Source organism: Streptomyces sp. NBC_00582 (assembly GCF_036345155.1).
Taxonomy (GTDB): domain Bacteria; phylum Actinomycetota; class Actinomycetes; order Streptomycetales; family Streptomycetaceae; genus Streptomyces.
In genome coordinates this window covers 8574305-8600394 of record NZ_CP107772.1, presented here as the reverse complement: position 1 = coordinate 8600394, position 26090 = coordinate 8574305, and the positions used below count along the sequence as shown (strand labels likewise).

Annotated in this window: 20 protein-coding genes and 2 tRNA genes; 6 read left to right on the top strand and 16 right to left on the bottom strand. The window is 71.4% G+C overall.

All coding sequences use genetic code 11. The features are described 5' to 3' along the window. Nucleotides 1-87 precede the first annotated feature (87 nt). The 3 genes from OG852_RS38930 to pgsA are packed head-to-tail and all read right to left on the bottom strand — an operon-like array spanning nucleotide 88 to nucleotide 2914. Complete coding sequence (locus OG852_RS38930) at nucleotides 88-1260, bottom strand: glycosyltransferase family 4 protein (protein WP_330350332.1); 1173 nt, start codon at nucleotides 1258-1260, stop codon at nucleotides 88-90. Continuing rightward, nucleotides 1257-2177 carry a phosphatidylinositol mannoside acyltransferase gene (locus OG852_RS38925; RefSeq protein WP_330350331.1) on the bottom strand — a complete coding sequence of 307 codons (921 nt, stop codon included), beginning with the start codon at nucleotides 2175-2177 and terminating at the stop codon, nucleotides 1257-1259. The genes OG852_RS38930 and OG852_RS38925 overlap by 4 nt, the downstream gene beginning before the upstream one ends. Then, nucleotides 2174-2914 carry a phosphatidylinositol phosphate synthase gene (gene pgsA, locus OG852_RS38920; protein WP_330351574.1) on the bottom strand — a complete coding sequence of 247 codons (741 nt, stop codon included), beginning with the start codon at nucleotides 2912-2914 and terminating at the stop codon, nucleotides 2174-2176. Before pgsA ends, OG852_RS38925 begins: the two co-directional genes overlap by 4 nt. A gap of 237 nt (nucleotides 2915-3151) precedes the next feature. On the opposite strand from pgsA, the gene OG852_RS38915 reads away from it, so the two are divergent. Further along, nucleotides 3152-5347 carry an elongation factor G-like protein EF-G2 gene (locus OG852_RS38915; protein WP_133913357.1) on the top strand — a complete coding sequence of 732 codons (2196 nt, stop codon included), beginning with the start codon at nucleotides 3152-3154 and terminating at the stop codon, nucleotides 5345-5347. A 186-nt stretch (nucleotides 5348-5533) separates the two neighbouring features. Continuing rightward, nucleotides 5534-7186, top strand: a complete 1653-nt coding sequence (locus tag OG852_RS38910; RefSeq protein WP_133913358.1) for a hypothetical protein — start codon at nucleotides 5534-5536, stop codon at nucleotides 7184-7186. A gap of 36 nt (nucleotides 7187-7222) precedes the next feature. Here the strand turns inward: OG852_RS38910 and OG852_RS38905 are convergent, their stop codons facing one another. Beyond that, entirely contained in the window at nucleotides 7223-7780 is a 558-nt protein-coding gene (locus OG852_RS38905; protein WP_133913359.1) for an HIT family protein, read from the bottom strand. A 67-nt stretch (nucleotides 7781-7847) separates the two neighbouring features. On the opposite strand from OG852_RS38905, the gene OG852_RS38900 reads away from it, so the two are divergent. Further along, entirely contained in the window at nucleotides 7848-8516 is a 669-nt protein-coding gene (locus OG852_RS38900; protein WP_133913360.1) for a potassium channel family protein, read from the top strand. 28 nt (nucleotides 8517-8544) lie between these two features. On the opposite strand, the gene thrS is transcribed toward OG852_RS38900, so the two are convergent. The 3 genes from thrS to OG852_RS38885 form a co-directional block, all read right to left on the bottom strand. Further along, nucleotides 8545-10521, bottom strand: coding sequence for a threonine--tRNA ligase (thrS, locus tag OG852_RS38895; RefSeq protein ID WP_330350330.1), 1977 nt, complete (start codon nucleotides 10519-10521; stop codon nucleotides 8545-8547). Between the two features lie 90 nt (nucleotides 10522-10611). Next, nucleotides 10612-11847: a hypothetical protein gene (locus OG852_RS38890; protein ID WP_133913362.1), complete on the bottom strand. Its 1236-nt coding sequence runs from the start codon at nucleotides 11845-11847 to the stop codon at nucleotides 10612-10614. Next, entirely contained in the window at nucleotides 11844-12410 is a 567-nt protein-coding gene (locus OG852_RS38885; protein WP_133913363.1) for a DUF4365 domain-containing protein, read from the bottom strand. The genes OG852_RS38890 and OG852_RS38885 overlap by 4 nt, the downstream gene beginning before the upstream one ends. Before the next feature lie 213 nt (nucleotides 12411-12623). On the opposite strand from OG852_RS38885, the gene OG852_RS38880 reads away from it, so the two are divergent. Continuing rightward, on the top strand, nucleotides 12624-13352 hold the full coding sequence (locus tag OG852_RS38880; protein ID WP_133913364.1) for a 3'-5' exonuclease: 729 nt from the start codon (nucleotides 12624-12626) through the stop codon (nucleotides 13350-13352). A gap of 62 nt (nucleotides 13353-13414) precedes the next feature. Here the strand turns inward: OG852_RS38880 and OG852_RS38875 are convergent. After that, nucleotides 13415-13486 (bottom strand) — tRNA-Val (locus OG852_RS38875). Nucleotides 13487-13525: 39 nt separating this feature from the next. Further along, nucleotides 13526-13972: an SRPBCC family protein gene (locus tag OG852_RS38870; RefSeq protein WP_330350329.1), complete on the bottom strand. Its 447-nt coding sequence runs from the start codon at nucleotides 13970-13972 to the stop codon at nucleotides 13526-13528. A gap of 101 nt (nucleotides 13973-14073) precedes the next feature. Here OG852_RS38870 and OG852_RS38865 point away from each other — a divergent pair, with 101 nt between their 5' ends. After that, the gene (locus tag OG852_RS38865) at nucleotides 14074-16386 is read left to right on the top strand and encodes an SCO7613 C-terminal domain-containing membrane protein (protein WP_330350328.1); all 2313 of its coding nucleotides are present in this window, start codon (nucleotides 14074-14076) and stop codon (nucleotides 16384-16386) included. Nucleotides 16387-16393: 7 nt separating this feature from the next. Here the strand turns inward: OG852_RS38865 and OG852_RS38860 are convergent, their stop codons facing one another. The 7 genes from OG852_RS38860 to OG852_RS38830 all read right to left on the bottom strand — a co-directional run bounded on the left by OG852_RS38860 (nucleotide 16394) and on the right by OG852_RS38830 (nucleotide 25166). Next, nucleotides 16394-19129, bottom strand: coding sequence for an exo-rhamnogalacturonan lyase family protein (locus OG852_RS38860; protein ID WP_330350327.1), 2736 nt, complete (start codon nucleotides 19127-19129; stop codon nucleotides 16394-16396). A 97-nt stretch (nucleotides 19130-19226) separates the two neighbouring features. Further along, nucleotides 19227-19820, bottom strand: coding sequence for a hypothetical protein (locus OG852_RS38855; RefSeq protein ID WP_330350326.1), 594 nt, complete (start codon nucleotides 19818-19820; stop codon nucleotides 19227-19229). Between the two features lie 10 nt (nucleotides 19821-19830). Next, on the bottom strand, nucleotides 19831-20703 hold the full coding sequence (locus tag OG852_RS38850) for a carbohydrate ABC transporter permease (RefSeq protein ID WP_133913369.1): 873 nt from the start codon (nucleotides 20701-20703) through the stop codon (nucleotides 19831-19833). Continuing rightward, nucleotides 20700-21656: a carbohydrate ABC transporter permease gene (locus OG852_RS38845; protein ID WP_133913370.1), complete on the bottom strand. Its 957-nt coding sequence runs from the start codon at nucleotides 21654-21656 to the stop codon at nucleotides 20700-20702. Before OG852_RS38845 ends, OG852_RS38850 begins: the two co-directional genes overlap by 4 nt. 14 nt (nucleotides 21657-21670) lie before the next feature. After that, nucleotides 21671-22957 carry an ABC transporter substrate-binding protein gene (locus tag OG852_RS38840; RefSeq protein ID WP_330350325.1) on the bottom strand — a complete coding sequence of 429 codons (1287 nt, stop codon included), beginning with the start codon at nucleotides 22955-22957 and terminating at the stop codon, nucleotides 21671-21673. A gap of 1598 nt (nucleotides 22958-24555) precedes the next feature. After that, a tRNA-Val gene (locus OG852_RS38835) sits at nucleotides 24556-24627 on the bottom strand. 77 nt (nucleotides 24628-24704) lie between these two features. Beyond that, the gene (locus OG852_RS38830; protein WP_133913372.1) at nucleotides 24705-25166 is read right to left on the bottom strand and encodes a TIGR02611 family protein; all 462 of its coding nucleotides are present in this window, start codon (nucleotides 25164-25166) and stop codon (nucleotides 24705-24707) included. A gap of 191 nt (nucleotides 25167-25357) precedes the next feature. Between OG852_RS38830 and OG852_RS38825 the strand changes: the two genes are divergently transcribed. Continuing rightward, complete coding sequence (locus OG852_RS38825) at nucleotides 25358-25771, top strand: SsgA family sporulation/cell division regulator (RefSeq protein WP_004002642.1); 414 nt, start codon at nucleotides 25358-25360, stop codon at nucleotides 25769-25771. The last annotated feature ends 319 nt before the right edge of the window (nucleotides 25772-26090 follow it).

The window sequence follows — 26090 nt, the reverse complement described above, 5'->3', positions numbered from 1 at the left end:
GACCCGCGTCCCGAAGCCCCCCAGAGCCGGACGCACCCCCGAAACCCCGGGGGACACCGAGCCCCCCGGGGCGCGCGTCGCCCGGCGTCAGTCGCGGGCCAGGCCCAGGCGGGCGCGGAGGCCCGGGCCGCCTCGGTCGTCGTCGGTCACGGCGACCGCCGCCGCGCCCGCCGTGACCGTCTCGTACACCGAGAGGATGTCCGCGCCGACGGTCGACCAGTCGAAGCGGCGGACATGGGCGCTGCCTCGTTCCCGCAGTTCGGCGCGGCGTTCCGGGTCCCCCAGGAGCCGTACGGCGGCCTCGGCGAGCGCGTCCGCGTCCTCGTTGGCGAAGAGCTCGCCCGCCGCGCCCTGGTCGAGGACCTGGGCGAAGGCGTCCAGGTCGGAGGCGAGGACGGGGGCGCCCGCCGACATGGCCTCGACGAGGATGATGCCGAAGCTCTCCCCGCCGGTGTTGGGGGCGACGTACAGGTCGACGCTGCGCAGGAAGCGGGCCTTGTCCTCGTCGCTGACCATGCCGAGGAACTCCACGCGCGCGTGCAGTTCCTTCGGGAGGTCGGCCACCGCCTCCCGCGCGTCACCGCGGCCGGCGACCAGCAGCCGGGCGCCGGGCCGCTCGGCGAAGATCCGGGGCAGGGCCTTCATCAGCACCGGCAGCCCCTTGCGCGGCTCGTCGATCCGGCCGACGAAGCCGATCGTGTCGCCCTGCCACTCGGCCTTGGGTTCGGCCTGGGCGAAGAAGTCGACGTCGACGCCGTTGGGGATGACGACCGCGTCCCCGCCGAGGTGCTCCACGAGCGTCCGGCGGGCGTACTCGCTGACCGCGATCCGCGCGCTGATCTTCTCCAGCGCGGCCTGGAGGATCGCGTACGCGGCGATCATCGCGCGTGAGCGGGGGTTCGATGTGTGGAACGTGGCCACGATGGGGCCCTGCGCCGCCCAGCAGGTCAGCAGGCCGAGGGACGGCGAGGTCGGCTCGTGGATGTGGATGACGTCGAACGAGCCGTCGTGCAGCCAGCGGCGCACGCGCGCGGCACTGAGGAAGCCGAAGTTCAGCCGGGCCACCGAGCCGTTGTACGGCACCGGGACCGCGCGGCCGGCCGAGACGACGTACGGCGGCAGCGGGGTGTCGTCGTCCGCGGGGGCGAGGACGGACACCTCGTGACCGAGCCGGATGAAGTACTCGGCGAGGTCGCGGATGTGGAACTGGACGCCGCCCGGCACGTCCCAGGAGTACGGGCAGACGATGCCGATTCTCACGCGGTCCCCCCGGGACCGGGCTGCGCGGGGTCCAGATCCGCGCGCCACAACCGCTGAAGCATGTGCCAGTCCTCCGGATGGTCGGCGATGCCCGAGGCGAAGGCGTCTGCCAGCGCCTGTGTCATGACAGACGTCTTCTCCGCCCGCGTACCTGACGGGGGTACCTCGATCGGGGGATGGACGCGGCCCTGCATGACGGGCGACTCGTCGTACCAGAGCGTGACGGGAAGCAGGAGGGCGCCGGTCTGCTGGGCGAGCAGGGCGGGCCCCGCGGGCATCGTCGCGGTGTCGCCGAAGAAGCTCACCTGGACGCCGGAGGCGGACAGGTCGCGCTCGGCGACCAGACAGACCAGGCCGCCGTCGCGCAGCCGCCGGGCCAGGGTGCCGAAGGCGGCGCCGCCGCTGTGCGGCAGGACCTCCATGCCGAGGCCCTCGCGGTAGGCGACGAAACGGTCGTACAGGGATTCCGGCTTGAGGCGCTCGGCGACCGTCGTGAACGGGGTCTGCAGCCTGGTGGTGACCCAGGCTCCGGCGAGGTCCCAGTTCGCCATGTGGGGCAGCGCGAGGATGACGCCCCGGTCGGAGGCGATGCCGTCGGTGAGGTGGTGGACGTCCTTGGGTTCGAACCCGGCCTTGATCCGCTCCTCGCTCCACGCGGGCAGCCGGAACGACTCCATCCAGTAGCGCAGGTAGGACCGCATGCCCGCGCGGGAGAGCTCGGCGAGGCGCTCGGGGCTCGCGTCCGGCACCACGCGCGCGTAGTTGCTCTCCAGCCGCCGTACACCCTTGCCGCGTCTCTTCCAGGCCAGGTCGGCGATGGACTGTCCGAGGCGGACCGCAGCCGGCTCGGGGAGTTTCTTGACGGTGCTCCAGCCGAGGCCGTACAGCGCGTCGGTCACGCGCTCCTGGGGGCTCACTTCGCGGCCTCGCTCCCCCGGGTCTCCTCCGTGGCCTCCGTGGCCGCCGCTGCCTCCGCCTCGGCCGACTCCCGGCGGACCGTGACGACCCGCTGGATCAGCGTGACGAGGCTGCCGACGGCGACGATCCACAGGGCGACCGGCAGCAGGTACTGGATGCCCGGCACGCCGAACTTGTGCAGGCCCGCGAAGCCGGCCGCGACCAGCGAGACGACCAGGCGCTCGGCCCGCTCGACGAGTCCGTTGACGGCGACCGGCAGGCCGATCGACTCGCCACGGGCCTTGGTGTACGACACCACCTGGCCGCTGGCCAGACAGAAGATGGAGACGGCGCACAGGACGTTGTCGTTCCCGTTGCCCGCGTACCAGAGGGCGAAGCCGCCGAAGATCGCGCCGTCGGCGACCCGGTCCAGCGTGGAGTCCAGGAAGGCGCCCCAGCGGCTGGAGCGGCCGAGCTGGCGGGCCATGTTGCCGTCGACGAGGTCGGAGAAGACGAAGAGCGTGATCACGACCGTGCCCCAGAAGAACTCGCCCCGGGGGTAGAAGACCAGCGCTCCCGCGACCACACCGGCGGTCCCGAGCAGGGTGACCGTGTCCGGGCTGACCCCCCGCCGGATGAGAAATGCGGCGAACGGCGTGAGGACACGCGTGAAAAACGCACGCGCGTACTTGTTCAGCATGGCCTTCCCGAGGGTCGGTGTGGCCGCGCGGCCCCTGCTGGCCACCGGCTGGCCCATCGTAGCCACGCGCGCGTGTGTGCGACGGCCGGGCACCCACCCCCCGTGTCACAGCACGACGGCATCCGGGTCACGGCCCGGTCGCGGGCTTGCCACCCGGCTTCCCGTCCGCCGTATGGACGCGGGGTGACGGGAGTGGAAAGCTCGAAGGACCGCGGGCGTCGCCGGAGCCGCCATCGCACGCGGGGCCGTCGTGCCCGCGCCCCCGATGACCTCACCGTGCACGGGAGGCAAGAAATGGGCGACAAGGCAAACGCACACCCCGGAGCCGCCGGCAGGGCTACGGCGGCCGACCATCCCGCGTCCGTACGGAATGTGGTGCTGGTCGGCCACTCCGGTTCGGGCAAGACGACTTTGGTGGAGGCTCTCGCGCTGACGGCGGGAGCGGTGAACCGGGCGGGCCGTGTGGAGGACGGCGGCACCGTCTCGGACTACGACGAGATCGAGCACCGGCAGCAGCGCTCCGTACAGCTCTCCCTGGTGCCGGTCGAATGGGACGGCATCAAGATCAACCTGTTGGACACCCCCGGATACGCCGACTTCGTCGGGGAGCTCAGGGCCGGTCTGCGCGCGGCGGACGCGGCCCTTTTCGTCGTCTCGGCCTCGGACGGGGTGGACGGCTCGACCCGCATGGTGTGGGAGGAGTGCGCGGCGGTCGGCATGCCGCGCGCGATCGTCGTCACGCACCTGGAGGCGGCCCGCGCGGACTTCGCGGAGCTGACCCCGGTCCTCGCGGAGGCGTTCGGCGGCGACGACCCGGACGCCGTGCTCCCGCTGTATCTGCCGCTGCACGGCCCGCAGGCGCCCGACGGGCACGCGCCCGTGACGGGGCTGACCGGGCTGCTGTCGCAGAAGCTGTTCGACTACTCCTCCGGCGAGCGCAAGGAGTCCGAACCGGGCGAGGACCAGCTCCCGGACCTCGAGGAGGCCCGCAACCGGCTGATCGAGGGGATCATCGCCGAGAGCGAGGACGAGACCCTCATGGACCGCTATCTCGGGGGCGAGCAGGTCGACGTCGCGACCCTGATCGAGGACCTGGAGCGGGCCGTCGCGCGCGGCACGTTCTTCCCCGTCCTCGCGGCCGCCCCCGCCGCCGAGGGTGCCCGGCAGGGCATCGGCACGGTCGAGGTGCTGGAACTGATCACCAGGGGCTTCCCGACGCCGCTGGAACGCGACGCGCCGCAGGTGACGACGGTGGACGGCAAGCCGCGCGAGCTGAAGCTGTGCGATCCCGCCGGGCCGCTGGTCGCGGAGGTGGTGAAGACCTCGTCCGATCCGTACGTGGGCCGGGTCTCGCTGGTGCGGGTGTTCTCCGGCACGCTGCGCCCCGACGAGACGGTCCATGTCTCGGGTCACGGGCTGGCCGACCGGGGCCACGAGGACCACGACGTCGACGAGCGCATCGGCGCCCTGTCGGCGCCCTTCGGCAAGCAGCAGCGGGCGCTGACGCACGCCATCGCGGGCGACCTCGCGTGCGTGGCGAAACTCAGCCGCGCGGAGACCGGCGACACGCTCTCCGCGAAGGACGACCCGCTCCTCATGGAGCCCTGGCAGATGCCCGACCCGCTGCTGCCGTTGGCCATCCAGGCGCACAGCAAACCCGACGAGGACAAGCTCTCGCAGGGTCTTGCGCGGCTGGTCGCCGAGGACCCGACGATGCGCCTGGAGCAGAACCAGGACACCCACCAGGTGGTGCTGTGGTGCCTGGGCGAGGCCCACGCGGACGTGGCGCTGGAGCGGCTGCGGGCCCGTTACGGGGTCCAGGTCGACGTCGTACCGCACCAGGTCTCCCTCCGGGAGACGTTCGCGGACCGGTCGGCCGGGCGCGGGCGGCATGTGAAGCAGTCCGGCGGGCACGGGCAGTACGCGATCTGTGAGATCGAGGTGGAGCCGCTGCCGGGCGGCTCGGGCATCGAGTTCGTGGACAAGGTCGTCGGCGGCGCGGTGCCGCGGCAGTTCATCCCGTCCGTCGAGAAGGGCGTGCGGTCGCAGGCGGCCAAGGGCGTCGTGGGCGGGCATCCGCTGGTCGACGTGCGGATCACCCTGCGCGACGGCAAGGCGCACTCGGTGGACTCCTCCGACGCCGCGTTCCAGACGGCCGGCGCGCTGGCGCTGCGCGAGGCGGCGGCGGACGCGAGGATCCATCTGCTGGAGCCGGTGGCCGAGGTGAGTGTGCTGGTCGGCGACGACTACGTGGGCGCCGTGATGAGCGATCTGTCGGGGCGGCGCGGGCGGGTGCTGGGCACCGAGCAGACGGCCGGCGGGCGCACGCTCGTCAAGGCCGAGGTGCCCGAGATCGAGATCGGCCGGTACGCGGTCGATCTGCGTTCGCTGTCGCACGGCACGGCGCGTTTCCACCGCGCGTACGCCCGGCACGAGCCGATGCCGCCGCAGGTGGCCGAGCGGGTCCGGCAACAGGCGGAGGCGAGCTAGGGATTGAGGCGGTGTCAGCCTCAAGTGACGGGAGAGGAAGGTGATCCTCCGGTTCGGCGGGCGGCTTCGGCCGTCCGCCGACGGATGTCGGTGGCTGGGGATACGCTGATGACCTGATCAACAGGTGTGCGGAGTACGGAAGTCGGGAAGGCCGCAAGGGCGGGATCGCGGCGAGTGGGGGCGGGAATGACCGTGGAGGACTTCTTCGGGCCACAGGTGCCCCGGACGGGCGGAGCGGGGCAGGGCCCCACGTTCGCGCTCGCCTCGGCGGCGTACCGGGACACCCCGATGGAGGAGATCAAGAAGGCCGACAACGAATGGCACCAGTCGACGGTCAACGAGGGCCGCAAGTGGGCGAAGATCTTCCGGCCCAACTTCGGTGAGGCGTACTCCCAGGCGGTGATCGACCGCATGCTGGGCGTCGGCCGCAAGCCGCTCATCCAGTCCTTCGGCAGCGAGCCGCAGGTCGTCGTCGAACACTGCCTCGCGGCCACCCGCATCCGCCGCCAGCGCGACATCAGACTGACCGGCATCATGCTGCTGTGCGGGGTGCTGTTCCTGCCCGGCCTGCTGGTGTGGCTGCTCGTGTTCCAGCTCCGCGCCACCATGGGCAGGACCGACAACAAGCGGGTCTCCGGACTCGGCACCGGTCTGCTGGTCGCCGTCGCCGCGCTCGCCGTGATCTTCCTGGTCCGGATGCCGTTCACGGGCCTCGCGGGGTGGTACGCGCGCGGGTGCATCGTGGCCCCGGTGGCCGGCTGGTTCCTGGCCAAGCGGGTCTGCGAGACCACCGCGAACGACCTGCGCGAGCGCTGGGACGGGCTGCTGTCCGGCGGCAGTGTCGGCGCCAAGGTCCCCGAGGCCGTGCCGACCAGTCCCGACCAGGCCGCGGCGGAGCAGCTCCGCCAGTCCCTGGCCCGCCTCAGCGCCGAGCAGCAGTCCAACTCGGTCTTCTACGCCGGCCCCAAGGGCATACTCGGCATGGGCACCCGCTGGGGCTCCTGGCACCTCGCGGAGGAACTGGTCCCGCTCGACCCGGTCAAGGGCATCCACGAGTTCCGCAGCTGGACGGTGGTCCGGGCGATCCACGAGGAACTGACCGTGCTGCACCGGCAGCGGCTGAAGACCGGCGGCTTCCCCGAGCCGCAGGTGCGCCACTGGATCGTCACGCATGTCGGCGAGGGCGCCAAGGAGGTGTCCCGTCCCGAGGGCACGGACATCGAGGCGTACCAGTTCAAGCCCAGGGCCATCGAGGACATCTGCAACAACCAGCAGTTCGACAGCGGCAACCGGCACTACCTGGGCGTGCAGTGGCCGCACCTGTGGAACGGCAGCCTGATCCTCACCCTGATGGTGACCGTGACCGTGCTGAAGGAGACCCTGCGCATCGAGGTCACGGGGCATGCGCTGGGCCCGGTGAACGGCCTGTTCGGCGCCAAGCCGGAGGCTCCGACCAAGGAGGTCGCCAAGACCGTCCGCTTCTGGGAGACGCGGACGATCAAGCTGCCGCTGGTCACCACCGACGAGGTGGTCCGGCTGGCCGCGCGGGCCACGATCAGCTGGTACCCGCCGCTGCTGAAGTGGCTCGGCGGCTCGATCGGCCTGCCCGAGCCGTTCGGCCTGCGGCACGCCTGGGCCGACCAGCCCTGGCGGCACCGCTTCATGGCCGACGACGCGCTGCGCGCGGCCACGCCGGTGTTGCGCGCGGTGCACCGGGCCGCGTTCCGGGTCCTCAAGGAGCACGACGTGGACCTGGAGAAGTTCAGCTCCCGCTCGTCGGTCCTGAGCGGCGGCGTCCAGGAGGTGTCGCCCCGCAAGGCGGACACCTACGACGCGTAGCCGTCCGGGGGCCTCGGCCCCCGGAGGCGCTCACCGTCACAGAGGCCAGGCCTCCGCGAGCATCTTCCGGGTGTCCGCCAGCAGCTGCGGCAGGATGCGTGTGTGGCCGACCACGGGCATGAAGTTCGTGTCCCCGCCCCAGCGGGGCACCACGTGCTGGTGGAGATGGGCGGCGATCCCCGCGCCCGCCACGGTTCCCTGGTTCATCCCGATGTTGAAGCCGTGCGCGCCGGACGCGGCGCGCAGGGCCGTCATCGCCTGCTTGGTCAGCTCCGCCAGCTCCACGGTCTCTGGGCCGGTCAGCTCGGTGTAGTCGGCGACGTGCCGGTAGGGCACGGTCATCAGATGGCCGCCGTTGTACGGGTAGAGGTTGAGCACCGCGTACACGTGCTCGCCCCGTTTGACGATCAGCCCGTCCTCGTCGGACTTCGCCGGGATCGAGCAGAAGGGGCAGCCGTCGCCGGCCCCCGGGCCGGTCGGCTTGTTCTCGCCCTGGATGTAGGCCATCCGGTGGGGCGTCCACAGGCGCTGGAACGCGTCCTGCGTCCCCACTCCGATCTGCTGCTCCGGCTCACTCGTCATGCAAGGCAGCATATGGCTTCGCCCGATCGCGGCGTGTCGCCGGGGCTGCGGGAAAAGCCCGGCGGGCCAAGCTGGCGTGATGGACGAACTCAGCCGTCAGGCCCGCTGGGAGCAGCGCACCGAGATCCCCCTCGCCTTCGCCTCGCTGTTGTTCCTCGCCATGTACGCGATTCTCGTCCTCGCCCAGGAGCTGCCGGACGCCTGGCGGGACCTGTGCACGGCGGTGCTGTCCGGGACGTGGGCGCTGTTCGCCCTCGACTACGCGGTGCGCTGGCGGCTCAGCGGCCGGGGACTGCGCTTCGTCACCGCCCACAAACTGGACACCGTGGTCGTCGTCCTGCCCCTGCTGAGGCCGCTGCGGGTGGTCAAGGTGTACGAGGTCGTCCAGCACCGGCACGGAGAGCCACGGCTGTCGCTGTACGCGCGCGTGATCACCTATGCGGGGCTGACGACGGTCCTGCTCGGTTTCGCGTGCTCACTCGCCGTCTTCGACCGGGAACGGGATGCGCCGGGCACCCAGATGCACACCTTCGGGGACGCGGTGTGGTGGGCGTGCGCGACGCTGACCACGGTCGGTTACGGCGATGTCGTCCCGGTCACGACCGGCGGGCGGACGATCGCGGTGGGCCTGATGGCGTGCGGGCTCGCACTGCTGGGCGCGGTGACGGGCTCGTTCTCGTCGTGGCTGGTCCAGGTGTTCTCGCTGGAGAGCGACCGCCCGGACGGCGAAGGGCCCCCGGGGAGCTGAACTCCCCGAGGGCCCGCGCACGGCCGGATCAGACCTGCGTCCGCTCCTCGACGACCTTCGCGATCTTCGCGATGGCCTCGTCGAACGGGATGCCGTTCTCCTGCGAGCCGTCGCGGTAGCGGAAGGACACCGAGCCGTTCGACATGTCCTCGTCGCCGGCGATGACCATGAAGGGCACCTTCTGCTTCTGGGCGTTGCGGATCTTCTTCTGCATCCGGTCGGAGGAGGAGTCGACCTCCACGCGCAGCCCCTGCTTGCGGGCGGCGGCGGCGAACTTCTCCAGGTACTCGACGTGTCCGTCGCCGATCGGGATGCCGATCGCCTGGACCGGGGCCAGCCAGGCCGGGAAGGCACCCGCGTAGTGCTCCAGGAGTACCGCGAAGAACCGCTCGATGGAACCGAACAGGGCGCGGTGGATCATCACCGGGCGCTGCTTGGCGCCGTCGGGGCCGGTGTACTCCAGGTCGAAGCGCTCGGGCAGGTTGAAGTCGAGCTGGATGGTCGACATCTGCCAGGTGCGGCCGATGGCGTCCTTGGTCTGGACGGAGATCTTCGGGCCGTAGAAGGCGGCGCCGCCCGGGTCGGGCACGAGCGGCAGGCCCTGCTTCTCGGCGACCTGGCGGAGGACCTCGGTGGCCTCCTCCCAGACCTCGTCGGAGCCGACGAACTTCTCCGGGTCCTTGGTGGAGAGCTCCAGGTAGAAGTCCTCCAGGCCGTAGTCGCGCAGCAGGCCGAGGACGAAGGTGAGCGTCTTGTCGAGCTCCTCCGACATCTGCTCACGGGTGCAGTAGATGTGCGCGTCGTCCTGCGTGAAGCCACGCGCGCGCGTGAGGCCGTGCACCACGCCCGACTTCTCGTACCGGTACACCGTCCCGAACTCGAACAGACGCAGCGGCAGCTCGCGGTAGGAGCGGCCCCGCGCGTCGAAGATCAGGTTGTGCATGGGGCAGTTCATGGGCTTGAGGTAGTAGTCCACGCCCTCGTCGAGCTGCATGGGCGGGTACATGCCGTCGGCGTACCAGTCCAGGTGCCCGGACGTCTCGAAGAGCTTCCCCTTCGTCGCGTGCGGGGTGTAGACGAACTCGTAGCCCTCCTCCTCGTGGCGGCGGCGCGAGTAGTCCTCCATCACCCGGCGGACGATGCCGCCCTTGGGGTGGAAGACGGCGAGGCCGGAGCCGATCTGCTCGGGGACGGAGAACAGGTCGAGCTCGGCGCCCAGCTTGCGGTGGTCGCGCTTCTCGGCCTCGGCGAGGAAGTCGAGGTACCCCTTCAGCTCGTCCTTGGACGGCCAGGCGGTGCCGTAGATGCGCTGGAGCATGGGGTTCTTCTCGCTGCCGCGCCAGTAGGCGGCCGCGTTGCGCATCAGCTTGAACGCCGGGATGAGGCGGGTGGAGGGCAGGTGGGGGCCTCGGCAGAGGTCCTTCCAGCACAGCTCGCCGGTCTTCGCGTCCAGGTTGTCGTAGATCGTCAGCTCGCCGGCGCCGACCTCGACGTCCGCGCCGTCGTCGCTGGAGGCGGAGCCCTTGAGGCCGATCAGCTCCAGCTTGTAGGGCTCGTCCGCGAGCTCCTCGCGGGCGGCCTCGTCGGTGACGACCCGGCGGGCGAAGCGCTGTCCGCGCCGCTGGATCTCCTGCATCTTCTTCTCGATGGCCTTGAGGTCCTCGGGCGTGAACGGCTTCTCGACGTCGAAGTCGTAGTAGAAGCCGTCCTTGACCGGCGGGCCGATGCCCAGCTTGGCCTCGGGGAAGATCTCCTGCACGGCCTGGGCCATCACGTGCGCGGTGGAGTGGCGCAGGATGTTGAGGCCGTCCTCGGAGGAGATCTCGACGCCCGCGACCTCCTCGCCGTCGGAGAGCACGTACGACAGGTCCTTGAGCTCGCCGCCCACGCGCGCGGCGATGACGGAACGCTCGCCGGCGAAGAGGTCGGCGGCCGTGGTGCCCGTCGTCACCGTGCGCTCTTCCCGCTCGGAATCGCGTTGGATGATCACACGGACGTCTGACACCGGTCTCTCCTGACTGCAGGTGGATGCGGCGCCATACCGGGAGCGCGCGCAATAGGGGATCGTACCGACCCGCACCCACCGACCGCGAAATCAGTCCCCGTCGTACTCCCCGCCGCAGGCCTCCTCGAAGAAGTCGAGATGCTCCTGGAGGGACTTCATCAGCCGGTCCCGCTCGGCGTCGTCGACCTGCACCGGTACGACCCCGCAGGCGCCGGTGAGCCTGCGGAAGCCGCCCCTGCTCTCCAGCCGTCCCTGCACCCGCACCGGCAGACCGACGAGATGGGCCTGCCCGGCGATGCGGTAGTCCTCCTCGTCGAGGGTGAGCCGGACGTGGGGGATCTCGGCGCCGGCCAGCACCCGCAGCCGTACACTGCCCTCGCCGCGCGGCCCCGACCTGCGCAGCCGCACCACGGTGCCGGTGATCCGCACGGCCATCGCGGGTTCCTCGCGCAGATAGCGGGCGCCGGCCTCGCGCAGCACGGGCAGGTCGCCGGGCGAGAACTCGACGGGCTCGTTGGTGGCGGCGCAGCCCTCGGGCACCCCGGCGGCGGGGGCCCACTCCACGGCGACCCGGGCGCCCTCGGTGCCTCGGACCAGGGCGATCAGCGCGTCGGTGAGCTCGCGGCTGGCTCCGGCCTCCACGGCGCCGTCGAAGGCGTCCATGCCGCCGGTGGCCCGCTGGTAGTCGATGGCCTCACGGACCGCGTAGAGCGCCTGGTGGAGGCGGACGGCGAGGGGGCGGACCGGGTCGGCCGGCACGAAGGCGGTCAGCCGGCGGCCGCCGGCCCCGGAGCCGACCAGCACCTGGTCGAGCAGTGCGGAGGCGGCCCGCCGGTGCCGGGCGCCGTAGTAGCCGGCCCGCGCGCGGGTGGCGAGCGCACCGGCGAGGAGCATCTGACGGGCGGCGCCGCGCAACTGTTCCTCGACGGTCCAGGGCGCGGCGCCCGCGGGTCCGGCAGCGCCGTCGGGGGTGTCGCGCCACCAGCGGATCTCGTCGCTCGGCACGGCGAGCCCGACGAGCACCTCGCGCGCGGAGGGCGTGCCGCTGCGGGCGAGCGCCTGGAGCGCCTCGCCGAGCAGGTCGTCGCTGTCGGGGAAGGCCCGGCTCTCGGGCACGAGGAGGCTCGTGCCGCCCGCGCCGGGCCCGGGTGGGGTCCAGCGGCCGTAGCGTCCGACGGCGCCGCCGCGCCGCTGCCAGCCGTGCCGGCGCAGCAGGGCGCCGAGGACGGCCGGGTCGACCTCGCCGGGCTCGGGGGCCCGGTCCCAGCAGACCTCCGGGTGCGGTCGTACCGCCCTCAGGGGCTCGTCGAGGGGCCGGTGGGTCATGGTCTGCCTCCCGTCCCGACCCGCGTCATGATCTCGCACAGGGCCCGGTCGTCGAAGATGCGTGAGGTCGGTATCCGCACGGTGGTCCGGGTCCGCCCGGTGATCGGGTGGCCGGCGAGATTGACCCAGTAGCAGCAGTGCCGCAGGTCGAGACGGTCGTGTCCGGCGCGCAGCCACTGGTCGGGCGAGCGGGGGACGATCATCACGACGAGGATCTTGTGCACCGACACCGGGGTGCGGGCGAGCTTGCGCAGGTGGTCGTTGTCGAGGGTGAAGGAGAAGAACCGGCCCGGTGGACCGGGCGGTATCTGGTAGGTGGCCTTGAGCTGCACCTTGATGGTGACCTCGTCGTCCACGGTGTGGCCGGGCGCGCTGTGGCTGACGTGCCAGTCGATGCCGTTGTCCGGGAACGGCTGGGACAGTGAGCAGCCCGCGGCCGCCGCGACCGCGTGCAAGTAGCCGACCTGCAGTGTCTCCATGCAGGCGGTGGTGGCGAGTGTGCCGCGATGGGGGCCCGTCTGCTCGGGCAGCAGCCCGCCCCGCTCGGGCTGCGCTATCGCCATGACCAACTGCCTTCCACGACAAGTGAGATGCCCTGATCCGGGCCGAGTGAATGCGAATGGAATACCGAGTGAATCCCGCCGCGGGCCGCTGAACTGCAAAGACCCGTACTCCTGTTGTGTCCTTCCGGCGTACGGCGCAAACAGCCCGGGTATCACCAAACGGGCAGAAGACGGTGCGTCAGCTGCCGTGGGTGAACGAGGGGTTGTGTTGGTATGTCGTACTGGTACGAGGGCCCGCTGGCCGCTTTCGACACGGAGACGACGGGCGTCGACGTGGAGGCCGACCGGATAGTGTCGGCCGCCCTCGTCGTCCAGGACGCCCCGGGGGTACGGCCGCGGGTGAGCCGCTGGCTGGTGAACCCGGGCGTGCCGGTGCCCGCCGAGGCGACGGCGGTGCACGGGCTGACGGACGACCATCTGCAGCGCAACGGCCGCTGGCCGGCGCCGGTGATGTTCGAGATAGCCGAGCTGCTCGCCGAACAGGCGGCGGCGGGACGGCCGTTGGTGGTGATGAACGCGCCGTTCGACCTGACCCTGCTGGACCGCGAGCTGCGCCGGCACCGGGCCTCGTCGCTGGACCACTGGCTGGAGCCGGCGCCGCTGCGGGTGCTGGACCCCCGGGTCCTGGACAAGCATCTGGACCGCTACCGCAAGGGGCGGCGCACGCTGACCGACCTGTGCGCGCACTACGGCGTGTCCCTGTCCGACGCGCATGACGCGGCGGCGGACGCCGTGGCCGCGCTGGAGGTCGTCCGCGCGGTGGGCCGGCGTTTCTCGGCCCGTCTGGAGCGGCTGTCCCCGGCCGAGCTGCACGCGCTGCAGACGGCGTGGTTCGCGGCCCAGGCGCGGGGTCTGCAGGCGTGGTTCGCGCGCAGCGGCAACCCGGAGACGGTGGACACGTCCTGGCCGGTCCGCCCGGAACTGCCGGCGGCGGCGGCCTAGCCGGGACGGCGGCAGGGGACGCGAAGAGCCGGTCCGCGGACTGCGGACCGGCTCTCTCCCGGTGGGCGATACTGGGTTCGAACCAGTGACCTCTTCGGTGTGAACGAAGCGCTCTCCCACTGAGCTAATCGCCCGGGAACGCACTGAACAATACAGGTCCCCGCACGCTTCCTTCAAACCGCTTCCAGACGGGCGGCCAGTCCGCGCCGCCCGGCCCGCATCATCAGCCGGTGATTGGCCCGGAACAGCGGACGCCCGACCACGGCGAACCTCCTGAGCAGCGGCTTGCGCACCTCGACCACCTGCTCGTAGCGGGCGAGGGTGCCGGGGCCGCCGGCGGTGACCGTCCAGCCGGCCCAGCCCTCGATGTCGCCGGTCATCGCGATCTCCAGGACGCCCGCCGCAGGGGCGCGGCGCCTCTCCCGGGCGGTGAACGTGATGTCGTACGGCAGGAACGAACGGATGCGGACGATCCCGGTGGTGTCGCCGAGGCGGTTCACCTCGCGGACCTGGCGCCACCAGCGTGGATAGTCCTCGACCCGCTCCAGCTCGGCGTACACGGCGGCGGGCGGCGCGGGCAGGGCCCACAGGCTGAGGAAGCGGTAACGGGTCCATTCCATGGGCCGAGTGTGCCAGTACGGGGGTGGGCCGTACGGCATTTGAGTACGCACTGAGTACCCGTACCCATGCCGTACGAAGTGACGCGGCCCACACTCCAGTCATGACGTCCCTTCCGCCGCCGGCCGAGGAACTGCGGCTCCTCGACGCCGAGCTGTACCGACTGGACGCCCGGCGCGCCCAGTTGCTGGCCCGCCGGGCCTGGCTGGTCTCGGTCCTCCAGCCGGTACGACCCCTGCCCGCGCCCCTGCCCCCGAGCACCCGGCCGGAGGCCACCGCACCCGGTGTGCAGAACGTCCTGCTGCTGCTCGGCGGTGTCCTGCTCACCGTGGCGGCGATGGTGTTCACCCTCGTCAGCTGGGGTCATCTGGGCATCACGGGCCGGTCCCTGGTGCTGGGCGGGGTCACGCTGGCCGTGCTGGGCGCGCCGGTGGCGCTGCTGCGGCGCGGGCTGCGCTCGACGGCCGAAACGGTCGCGGGACTCGGTCTCGCCCTGACGGTCCTGGACGCCTACGCCCTGTACGAGGTCGCGTTCACGACGGCGGACGGAATGACGTACGCGGCGGTCGCGTCGACGACGCTCGCGGCGCTCTGGACGGCGTACGGCACGGCCCTCGACGGGCTGCGTCTGCCGCGCCCGGCCGGTCTGGTGGCCGGCCAACTCCCGCTGCCGCTGTGGACCCTCACGGCGGGCGGCGGCCTGTCCGCGGTGACGGCCGCCCTGCTGCTGACGGCGGCCTTCGACGCCGTCGTGGCGCTGCGGGTCTCCGTGCGCCCCCTGCGGCTCGTGGCCATGGCGGGCGCGTTCGCCGTGGGCGGTCACGGCGTCCTCACGGCGGCTGTGCTGTCGCTGGACGCCTCCGGTCCGGGCGCCGCCGCCCGTGCGGCGGCGCTCCTCTCCCTGGCGGCGGCCATCGCCCTGGGCGTCGCGTGGTACACGCCGCGCACCGGGCTCGCCACGGGGACGGCGGTGGCGGGCGCGCTGTGCGCGGTCGCCGGTCTCGCGGGTGTGCTGCGGGTGTCGCTGCCCGGTGAGTGGGTCGTGCCCGCGTGCTCGGCCTGCGGTGTCGCGCTGCTCTTCGTCGCGCGGGGCCCGGAGCCGGTGCGCCGGGGGCTCGCGCTCGCCTCGTACGCCGTGCAGGGCGGCGCGGTGCTGTGGGCGGTGCCCGCGGCGGGGGTCGCGCTGCTCGGGCCGACGGTGTGGCTCAGCCGGATCTGGGCGGGAGCGCCCGGGGACGCTCGTACGGCGGCGACGGTCGACGCGTTCTGGCCGCCGCACTCGGCCACCGCGCCCCTGGTGCTCGTCGGGGTGGCCGCGCTCCTCGCGGTCCGCGGCGACACGCGCCGGCGGCCGTACGCGCTCGTCCCCGCGTGGGCGGCGGCGGTCGTTCTCCCGGCAGCGCTCGAACTGCCCTATGCGGCGGGCCTGGTGACGTTCGGGCTGGTGGTGGCGGTGCTGCTGTGGCTCGGCACGCCCCTGGCGGCCGGTCTCGCGGTGGCGACCTCGCTCGGTCTGACCTGTCTCTCCCTGGCCGCCGAGTCGGCGACCCTGACCGTCCTGGCCTCGCTGACCGTCGTGTGCGCGGTGGCCGCCCTGCGCGGGCGGCTCGCCCCGGTGCCGGCCGCCGCCTCCCTCGGGTACGCCACGGCGCTGATGTGCGCGGTGGGCGCCTCGGCCGGCTGGCGCCCGGAGCACACCGCCCTGCTGGTCCTCGTGGTCCCGGTGGCGGCGGCCCTGCTCGCGCCCCGGATCGCCGACCCCGCGACCACGCTCACGGTGGAGATCACGGGTGCCGTCGCGGGCCTGGTCGCCGTCGGCCTCGCGGTCCCCGACCTGCCCCTGCTCGCGCTGGTGCTGTCGCTGTGCGCGGTGATCGCCGCGGGCACGGCCGTCCGTCCGGACCGGCGCCGTGTCGGGTACGCGGCCGTGGCCCTCTTCGTGCTGGCCGCCTGGGTGCGGCTGGCGGCCTGGCGCGTCGGCGTCCCGGAGGCGTACACCCTGCCGGTCACGGTCCCCGCGCTGCTGGTGGGCGTCCTGCGCCGGCGCCGTGACCCCGAGGCCTCGTCCTGGACGGCGTACGGCCCCGGGCTCGCCGCCACCCTCCTGCCGAGCCTGGCCGCGGCCTGGGGCGACCCGGAATGGACCCGCCCCCTGCTGCTGGGCGCGGCCGCGCTGCTGGTCACCCTGCTCGGTGCCCGGCACCGGCTCCGGGCGCCGCTGGTGCTGGGCGGCTCGGTGCTGGTCCTGGACGCGCTGCACGAACTCGCGCCGTATCTCGTCCAGGTCGCCGACGCGCTCCCCCGCTGGGTGGCTCCCGCGCTCGCCGGACTGCTGCTGCTCGCACTCGGGGCGACGTACGAGCAGCGGCTGCGGGACGTCCGGAGGGTGCGGGAGGTCCTGGGGCGGATGAACTGAGCGCCGGTTACGGCATCTTGTCGCCGAGGAGGGCCAGGTTCTCGATGGCGGCGAGGCCGTAGAGGGCGGTGTCGTTGGTGGACACCCAGGCGGCCTCGCTGCCCTCGACCAGGGCGGCGGGGCCGGTCACCGGCTCCGTCCTCCACGGCGAGGACTCGGTGTAGCCGTCGGAGCTGTAGAACTTCGTCCACGCCCGCTTGGCGAGCGTCTCGTCGCCGGTCTGCACGGCGGCGTACGCGTCGAGGCGGGAGTGGCCCTGGAACAGCAGCAGGGTGCCGAAGTTGGAGCCGTAGCGGGCCGCCTGCTCGGCCTTGGTGGCGTTGAAGTAGCGGCAGTAGTCGAAGTAGGCCGCGTTGAAGGCCGGCATGTCGACGAGGTGGATGAGTTCGGCGCACAGCTCGTTGAGGCCGAAGACCGCGGACAGGTGGGAGACGCCGACGACCGGGGTGGTGGCCACGGCGAACTTGCCCGTGTCGAGGTCGTACAGACCACTGCCCTGGACGAAGCCGTTGGGCTGGGCGGCGATCGTCTCCATCGTGGACAGCACGCGCGCCTTGGCCTTCTCCCACTTGGGGCCCTTGCGCTCCCACTCGGTGAGCCAGGCCGAGACCAGGCCGCTCCAGTCGGTGCCGAAGCCGATCGACAGGGCGTGCCGGTCGGGGGTGTACGGCTCGGTGCGGATCTTGCGCAGCGGGTCGAGGGCGAGGAACGTCTCGTCGGAGTCGACGTTGGCGTGCATGAGGTCGCCGACGCGTTCGTCCGCCGTGAGGAAGTAGTAGTAGCGGCGGTAGGTGGTGTTGGCGATGCGCTGCTGCTTGGCGCTGTCGGCGTAGTGCTGGACACCGTGCCGGGTGCCGAGGCCCGCCCACTGCCCGATGTGGTAGACGTCCACCTCGCCGGTGTGCCGGGTCATCGCCTCGGCGAAGCGGAAGACGTCCGCGCGGCCGGAGCGCAGATAGGCGAACCAGAGCCAGAGGTCCGGGGACAGCTCGGAGTTGTCCCAGGCGTAGCCGCCGATGTCGTACCGCCACTGGTGCCGGACCGTGTCGTAGGTGTGCATGATGTCGCCGTAGTCCCAGAAGCCGTACCAGCGGCGCTGCTCCACCTGGTCCTTGTAGTAGGTGAAGAGGAAGTCGAGGTGGTCCTCGATCTTCGCCTTGGCGGGGGTGGAGCGGTCGGGCTCGGAGTACAGGCCCGGCCCGAACACCTTCGCCTTGATGAGCTGCCTGGGCGGGGCGGCGAGCTGCGGGAGCACCCGGACGGCCTCGACCTGTTCGGCGAGCTTCGCGGGCGCGGGCGTCGACTCGTTGGCCCAGAACAGCAGTTCGGAGGTACGGGCGATCCCGTAGGGGGTGCCGAAGCCGGGCTCGTGGTCCTCGTAGGTGATGTTGAGGCCTTCGAGCTGCTCGGGGTAGGTGTCCTGGCCCATGCCGTCGTGGTAGAAGCGCAGGTCCATGGGCTGCGCCTCGGGGGACCAGAGCCAGAGGGTGACCTCGGCCTCGTCGGTGTGCGCGTCGCGGATGTCGAGCTGGGAGGGGTGCCGCTCCCAGAAGTCCCGGAGCCCGAAGGAGAACCCGCCGCTCGCCCCGCCGACGTACCCGAAGCCGGAGGCCCGCCCGCCGCCGCCGGCGCCGATCCAGCCGTAGCCCTTCTTGGTGCGCTTGCGCAGGGTGAAGCCGTCGGCGGAGAGCTGCGAGAGGGTGTAGTCGCCCCACTCGGGGATGTACTGCAGACGGGTGGTGACCCGCTGGTCCCAGGTGGACGGGTCCGGCAGCTTCTCCCCCGCGTACTGGGCGGCCTGCACGGCCGCGCCCGGGTCGCGGCGCAGGCCCGTGATGCCCTTGACCGCCTCCCTGAGCAGACCGGTGCCCTCGCCGCCGATGCGGATGTGGCGGTCGTAGGACGCGTCGCGCATCGGCACGGTGAAGCGGACCCCCAGTCCGCGGATGAAGTCACCGCTCGCCTTGCCGGGCTCCTGGGTCCCGTCGTACGTGATCGTGTGGACCATGCGGAAGGAGTCGGCGCCCGCGTAGAAGTAGAGGCGGATGGAGAACGGCAGCCAACTGCGGCTTCCCCTGCGGTGCTTGCCGTCGACGCGGACGACGGCGCGGACCGGGCCCGTCTGCTCGACGGTGACCTCGCCGATGGCGCCCTCGAAGCGCTCGGTCTTGACGGTGCCCTGGTCCTCGTCCTCGATCTCGGGCTGGCGGATCAGGACCAGCCGGCCGTTCTTGGCGATCTCGGTGGAGCCGCGCTTGACGGACTTGATGAGCGAGGCGCCGTCCTTGCCGATCTTCACCGTGATGACCCCGGTGGAGACGTCGATCGTGCCGCCGCTCTTGTCGACGGTGACCTTCTTGGCGGGGGCGGCGGGGGTGCCGGCGGCGAGGGTGAGCTTGCCGGAGCCCTGGCTCACGGCGTGCGCGGTCCACTTGAGGGAGCCGTCCGGCCAGTAGGCGATCGGCCAGGACTGGACGGGCACGTCCTTGCCGTCGGCGTCCGTCAGCGCGAAGGTCTGGTCCTCCTGGAAGGCGCCCATCGGCCAGGGCACGCCGAGCGTGGAGCCGGGGGCGGCGCCGAGTCCGCCGTCCTCCAGCCAGTCGAGGGTCACCGGATCCGTGTCCGCCGCCGCGGCCCGGGGCGCGGCCTCGGCGTCCTTGGCCCCTAGCGCCCAGGAGAACTGGGCGGCGGCTCCGGCCACGGCCGCCGCCTTGAGGAGGGACCTGCGGGGGATGGGAGACATGGTCGTTACCTTTCCCGAGTCTGACTGATCAGGGGCATGACAGAGAGAGGTGCGGCGCCCGCCTCGGGCGCCGACCTGAAGAGGGGGGCACCGCCGGTCAGCGGTGCCGGTGGCGCTCCTCGACTGCGACGGCCGCCGCCACGACCACCCCCAGGACGGGGACGACGAGCGGCACGACGAACCACGCGGACGCGGCGACCACGCCCAGCCCGCCGACGAGCAGGAAGGAACCGGCGGGATCGACCACGGTCCGGCGCCCGGCCTCCGCGAGCAGCGCCCGCCAGGACGCCCCCGGCGTCCAGACGGCCCCCGCCCGCAACAGAGCCACGGCCAGTCCGAGCAGGGCGAGGATGCCCACGGCTCCCACGAACGGCCCGCCGGGAAGCCCGGCCCGCGCCGCCACGACGTCGACCCGGACCGCGGCGGCCGCCGCCAGGCCGAGCAGCCCGACGACCCAGCCACCGCGGACAGCCCCACGGAAGTCCTCGACGAACTCCCGCAGACCGCCGCCCTCGTGCCCGACCCGACGCCGAAGATGCCGTGCGCCGGCGGCGAACGCGGCGGGATACGTGACGACCCCGAGCGAGGCCACCGCGATCCACACCCCGGTGAGCAGACACTCGGCGAAGACGGCGAACCGCTCGCCCCCGAGGAAGGCCGCCCTACGGGCCTTCACACGCGCTTGGGCCATGGGAATCGCCTCACTTCAGTCCGGACGTCGCCATACCGTCGATGAGGTAGCGCTGGAAGGCCATGAAGAAGGCGATGACCGGCACCAGCGCCACCAGCGACATCGCGATCATGCTGCCGTAGTCGGAGATGCCCTCCTGGTCGCGGAACATCATCAGGCCGAGCGAAACGGTGTACTTGGAGGGGGTGTTGAGGTAGATCAACGGCCCCATGAAGTCGTTCCAGGCGTTGATGAAGGTGAAGATGGCGCTGGTGATGACGGCGGGGCGGCTCAACGGCAGCACGATGGACCAGTAGGTGCGCAGATGCCCGCAGCCGTCGAGCTTGGCGGCCTCGTCCAGCTCGCGCGGCAGCCCGCGCATGAACTGCACCATCAGGAAGACGAAGAACGCCTCCGTGGCCAGGAACTTGCCCGCGACCAGCGGTACCAGCGTGTCGATGTACCCGAGGTTGCGGAACAGCACGTACTGCGGGATCAGCAGCACGTGGTACGGCAGCAGCAGCGTGCCGATCATCAGTGTGAACAGCAGGTTCCGCCCGGCGAACCGGATCTTGGCGAAGGCGTACGCGGTCAGCGAGCTGGACAGCACGACACCGACCACGGCGAGACCCGCGTACATCAGCGAGTTCGTGAAGAAGGTGCTGATGGAGATGCCGGAGATACCGTCGGCGAGCCCGGAGAAGTTCGCCCAGACCGGCTTGGTGGGCAGCAGGTCGAGGCTGGCGACGATGTCCTTGCTCGGCTTGAACGAGGCACCGAGCACCCAGATCACGGGGTACAGGACGACCGCGAGGACGACGAGCGCGCCCAGGTGCCAGGCGATCGATCCGGCGGGCCGCCGCTCGTTCGCGGTGCGTACGGCAGGGCTGGTGGCGGTGGTCACTTGGCGGCCTCCTCGTAGTGCACCCACTTCTTCTGCGACCAGAACAGGACCGCCGTGACGAGCGCCACCGCGACCACCAGCGTCCAGGCCATCGCGGAGGCGAAGCCCATCTGGGCCTCCTTGAAGCCCTTCTGGTAGAGGTAACAGGTATAGACGAGCGTGGCGTCGGCGGGCCCGCACCGGGTGTCGGAGACGACGTACGCCGAGCCGAACACCTGGAACGCGTGGATGGACTCCAGCAGCACGTTGAAGAACAGCACCGGCGAGATCATCGGCAGCGTGATGTTCCAGAACCGCCGGAAGGGACCGGCCCCGTCCATCTCGGCCGCCTCGTACAGCTCCTGCGGGACCTGCTTGAGACCGGCCAGGAAGATGACCATCGGCGCGCCGAACTGCCAGATGCTCAGGGCCACCAGGGCGTAGAGGACGTAGTCCGGGTTGCCGATCCAACCGCCCACGTCGAGCCCGAAGATCTTCTGCGTCCGGTCCACGACGGCGTCGTCCGAGAACAGCGCCCGCCACACGAAGCCGACGGAGACGCTGGCGCCGATGAGCGAGGGCATGTAGAAAGCGGCCCGGTACAGACCCTGCCCGCGCCGCTTCTGGGCGAGCAGCAGCGCGACACCGAGCGCGAGCAGCAGCTTCAGCGGGGTGGCCACGACGACGTACTTCAGGGTGACCTCGACCGACTTCTGCCAGCGCGGGTCCTGGAACATCGTCGTGAAGTTGTCGAGCCCCACCCACTTGGGGGGCGTGAACAGGTTGTAGCTGGTGAACGCGTAGTACAGCGACGCGATCATCGGCCCCGCCGTGAGGAGCAGGAAGCCCGCGATCCACGGCGACATGAAGAGGTAGCCGGCGAGGTTCTCGCGGCGCCGCCCGCGCCGCCCGGCGACGGGAGCGGCGGACCGCTTCCCGGCCGGACGCGCGGGCGCTTCCTTGACGAGCGTCATGGTGGTACGTCCCCTCAGCCCGCGAAGGCGGCCTTGGCCTCGCTGAACAGCGCCTTCGCGGCGTCGGCCGGCTTGGTCTTGCCCTGGGCGACCTCGCCGCCGATGCGCAGGAAGGCAGCCTCGACGACATCGGCGCCGGACGGGTGCGGGGTGATCTTCCCGAGGACGCCGGCCTTGGCGACCTCCTCCTCGTACGCGGCGATCCCCTTGTTGTTCTCGTCGGTAGGCTTGAACGCGTCGTACTGCTCGGTCGTGGCGAGGATGCCGCGGTCGTAGCCCATGATCTCGCCGACCTCCGGGTCGTGGACCATGAAGTCGATGAACTGGGCGACCTCCTTCGGGTGCTTGGTCCCGGAGAAGCCGCTGAGCATCAGCGAGCCGAGGTACTGGCCGGTGTCCTTGCCGTCGGTGGTCGGGATCGGCGCGAGCCCGTAGTCCGACTCGCCCTCGCCCTCGTAGCGGATGGAGAAGTTGTCCCAGGTGAACTCGGAGGCGGCGAGCCCCGCCGAGAGACCGGACTTGGGCTTGACCTGCTCGATCTTCTTCGGGTCGGCGACGAGGCCGGACTTGACGCGCTTGTAGCCGTCCTCCCACCACTGTGTCAGATCGTCCTCGGTGAAGCCGAGACCGGAGTCGGTGAAGAACGCCTTGCCGTTCTGACGCAGATACAGGTCGTAGAGGTACATGATGCTGAAGTAGCCGGTGTCACCGGCGATCTTCACCTTGTCCTGGATCGTCTGCAGCGCGTCGAAGTACTCGTCCCAGGTCCAACCGAACTTCGCCTCCACACCGGCCTTCTTGAAGGCCTTGAGGTCGATGACGAGCGCCATGGTGTTGGCGCCGACGGGGATGCCGAGTTGCTTGCCGTCGACCTGACCGTTCGCCAGGACGCCGTTGCGGAAGTTGTCCAGGCGCAGATTCCCCGCGTCCGACTGTGCCTTGAGATCCAGCAGAACACCGCGCTTGTCGTACTTGCGCAGGAAACCGACCGCATTCTGGAAAACGTCCGGCGGATTTCCACCGGAGGCCTGCGTCTGGAACTTCTCCCAGAACGCCTCGTAGTCGGTGAATTCGGGCTTGATTTTGATCTTCGGGTACTTCTTCTCGAAGAGCGCGATCGTTTTCTTGATGGCGATGGTGCGCGGCTCGCCACCCCACCATGCGTAACGGATCGTCACCGTTCCGTCTCCGGCCTCGCTGCTCCCGCCGCACCCCGTGGTCGCGGCCAGCCCGAGTGTGGCCGCCGTCGCTCCGGCCGCCTTGAGGATCGTTCGCCTCTCAACATTCCTGCTGGTTCCCACAGTCGGGCCCTCCCCGCGGCATCGCCGCCGCTGCATGAATCGTTTCAAGAAAGCGCTTGCTGGCACAAGGTACGAGGGGGTTGAGAGAGCGTCAATGATTCGGACAGGAATTTCTTGTGAGGGGGCAAAGCGAGGGAAGGGGCGTGCGGCGAGGGCGAGTTGACGGCCGGGCGGCGAAGTCGCAGGTGAGGGGGGTGTGTTCGTGGGGCCGAACCGGGAGGTGGGGGTGGGGCGGGTGGAGAGAGGGTCAGAAATCCGCCTGGGGGTGAGGGGCGGTAGTGGGGGTGGAGGGCGGTTGAGGGGGTGGAGGGGATGGAGTAGGAGGCGGAGGGCGGTGGAGGGGACGGAAGGGGCCGGGGGGGCTGGTGGAGTGCATGGGAGTGGTGGGGGGACATGGCCGGTGTGGTGCGGAAGGTGGCTCTGGGGTGGGTGGGGTGACTGCGTACAGTCACATTGGCGGGGGGATCCGGGAGGTCCGCGGCGCTTGGTGGGGACGGCGTGGGGGTGGCGGTGGCGGTTCGCGGGGAGTGCCGGGTGCCGGCTGAGGGCTGGGGCTATCGCCGGCGCGCCGGTGTGGGGCCGCGAGGCCCGGAACCCGCGCCGCGCGTGGGTGAAGGGCGCCCACCGGGGTGCTTACCGGGGCTGCCGGGTGCCGGTTGGGACTCCAGGCCCAGGGCCGGCCTGGGCTTGTTGAACGGGGAACGGTCAGGGCGGCGGCCGTCTGAGGTACGGCACCCGACCTGCGCCGAGCGGTCCGGCTGGGGTGGGCATGGCCCGACCGCGTCGCGCGCCCTGGCCTGCCCTACGGCGCATCGCCCCAGCTGTGGCGCGCGGACTGGCCCGTCCAGCGGTTTGGCCTGCGGGTGGCGACTCATGTCGCGCGACAAGACCCGCGTCCAGTGGCTTGGCCTACGGCACCTCGTCAGCGGGCAGTCGCCGCCTTGCCCGCGTCCGGCGCCCCGCGCCCCGCGCCCCGCGCCCCGCGCCCCGCGCCCCGCGCCCCGCGCCCCGCGCCCCGCGCCCCGCGCCCCGCGCCCCGCGTCTGCATAGCATCGCCCGACGCCTGTCACGCGGCTGGGGTGGCGGCCCCCGTCTTACGTGCGTCCCATGTCTGATCTGCCTCGCGTCTGATCTGCGTCTCGCAGTCGCAACTGACCCGCGCCGCCTCGCCTGGCCACCACCACATCGCCCGGCCCGCGCCGCATCGCCTCGCCCCGCGCCGCATCGCCCGGCCCGCGCCACATCGCCTCGCCCCCCGCCACATCGCCCGACCCGCGCCACATCGCCTCGCCCCGCGCCACATCGCCCGGCCCGCGCCGCGTCGCCTCGCCCCGCGCCACCTCGTTTGACCCGCGCCGCATCGCTTACCCCGCGTCGTTTCACCTGGCCCGCGTCGCATAGTGACCCGCGCGGGGCGGCCCCGACTCCGTACGTACACGGTCCGGCCCGGTGCTCGTGGTCCGGCTGGTCTGCGGCTGTATGGGTGAGGCCTGGCCTCGGGACCGTCCGGTGGGGGCGAGGGGAAGCCGGGAGGGCTCGGTGCCGTGGGAATGACGATGGCCCGTCTGCTCTGTCGCAGACGGGCCGTCGTTCCGGGGTGGGCGATACTGGGTTCGAACCAGTGACCTCTTCGGTGTGAACGAAGCGCTCTCCCACTGAGCTAATCGCCCGGGCGCAGAAAGAACATTACCCCATGTCACGGGGTGCCTGTGACCGCGACGGCCCGGCTCCCGCGCCCCGCGGAAGATCACTGGTCCTTGATGTTCCAGGGCATCTCGAAGCCGAACTTCCAGAGGTAGACACCCATGAGAACGCCGATGATCACCAGGCCGATCACGGTAAGGGTGATGTTGCGGCGCCGCACCTTGGGGTCGAGGGCACGCGCGGCCGCCTCGGTGACCTTGCGCTTGGTCCAGCGCAGCACGAGCTGGGCCCAGACGAACTCCGTCGCCCAGATCGCCATACCACCGAAGATCACGACCCACCCGGGCCCGGGAAGCGGCAGCATGACCACGCCGGCGGCCACGACGGCCAGACCGATCACGAAGACGCCGACCTGCCAGCTCAGATGCAGCATGCGGCGCGCCTTGACGAATTCGGGCGCCCGGGAGCCCAGCCCCTGGTCCTGCGGCTCCTTTGCCGCCCCACCCGCCTTCGCCCCGTCCGCCGCCATGGCTACCTCGCCCGGCTCGTTACTCCCCGTATTCATACAGCCTGACCCTACCCGAGAGATTCCAGTCACCGGAATGGTGGTACTTCGCGAACAGGCTCTCGGCCGGAAGAGTTACGTAAAGGCACGCAAAACACTCAGAGGGGTTTACAACGGCACCGTAGGTGGCATGTCGATTTCGCCGACGTGCGAATCCCCGAGCGCACACTGAGCGAAAGGCCCTGGCGCTTATGAACACCACGGTCAGCTGCGAGCTGCACCTGCGCCTCGTTGTGTCGAGCGAGTCCTCCCTGCCTGTCCCCGCAGGCCTGCGGTACGACACGGCCGACCCCTACGCCGTGCACGCCACCTTCCACACCGGAGCCGAGGAGACCGTCGAGTGGGTGTTCGCCCGCGACCTCCTCGCCGAAGGCCTGCACCGGCCGACCGGCACCGGCGACGTCCGTGTCTGGCCGTCACGCAGTCACGGCCAGGGCGTCGTCTGCATCGCCCTGAGTTCTCCCGAGGGCGAGGCCCTGCTCGAGGCCCCGGCGCGGGCCCTGGAGTCCTTCCTGAAGCGGACGGACGCGGCCGTGCCTCCCGGCACGGAACACCGGCACTTCGATCTCGACCAAGAGCTCTCGCACATCCTGGCGGAAAGCTAGGGCGGGGCTCATACCGAGCGGCCCGGCGCCGTCCACTCGGGGAGACGGCTCGGGCCAGAACAATCGCACAGGGAACACGCCGACGCCGCACCACGGGCCCACCGTGGTGCGGCGTCGGCGCGCCCGGCCGGGGGCCCGGGGCCCGCTCGTCCGGGGCTCGGGGGCAGAGCTCAGAGGCACCCCCGAAGCCTCTCATGGGCAGCTCGGGGGGGCAGTCACGTGGCTGTCACCGGTTTCGGCAACGGGAGCCCCGTGGCTTCCAGGCTCGGGGCGGCTACCATCGGCCAGCATCGGCGGGCGCCCGCCCGACCCCCAGGCC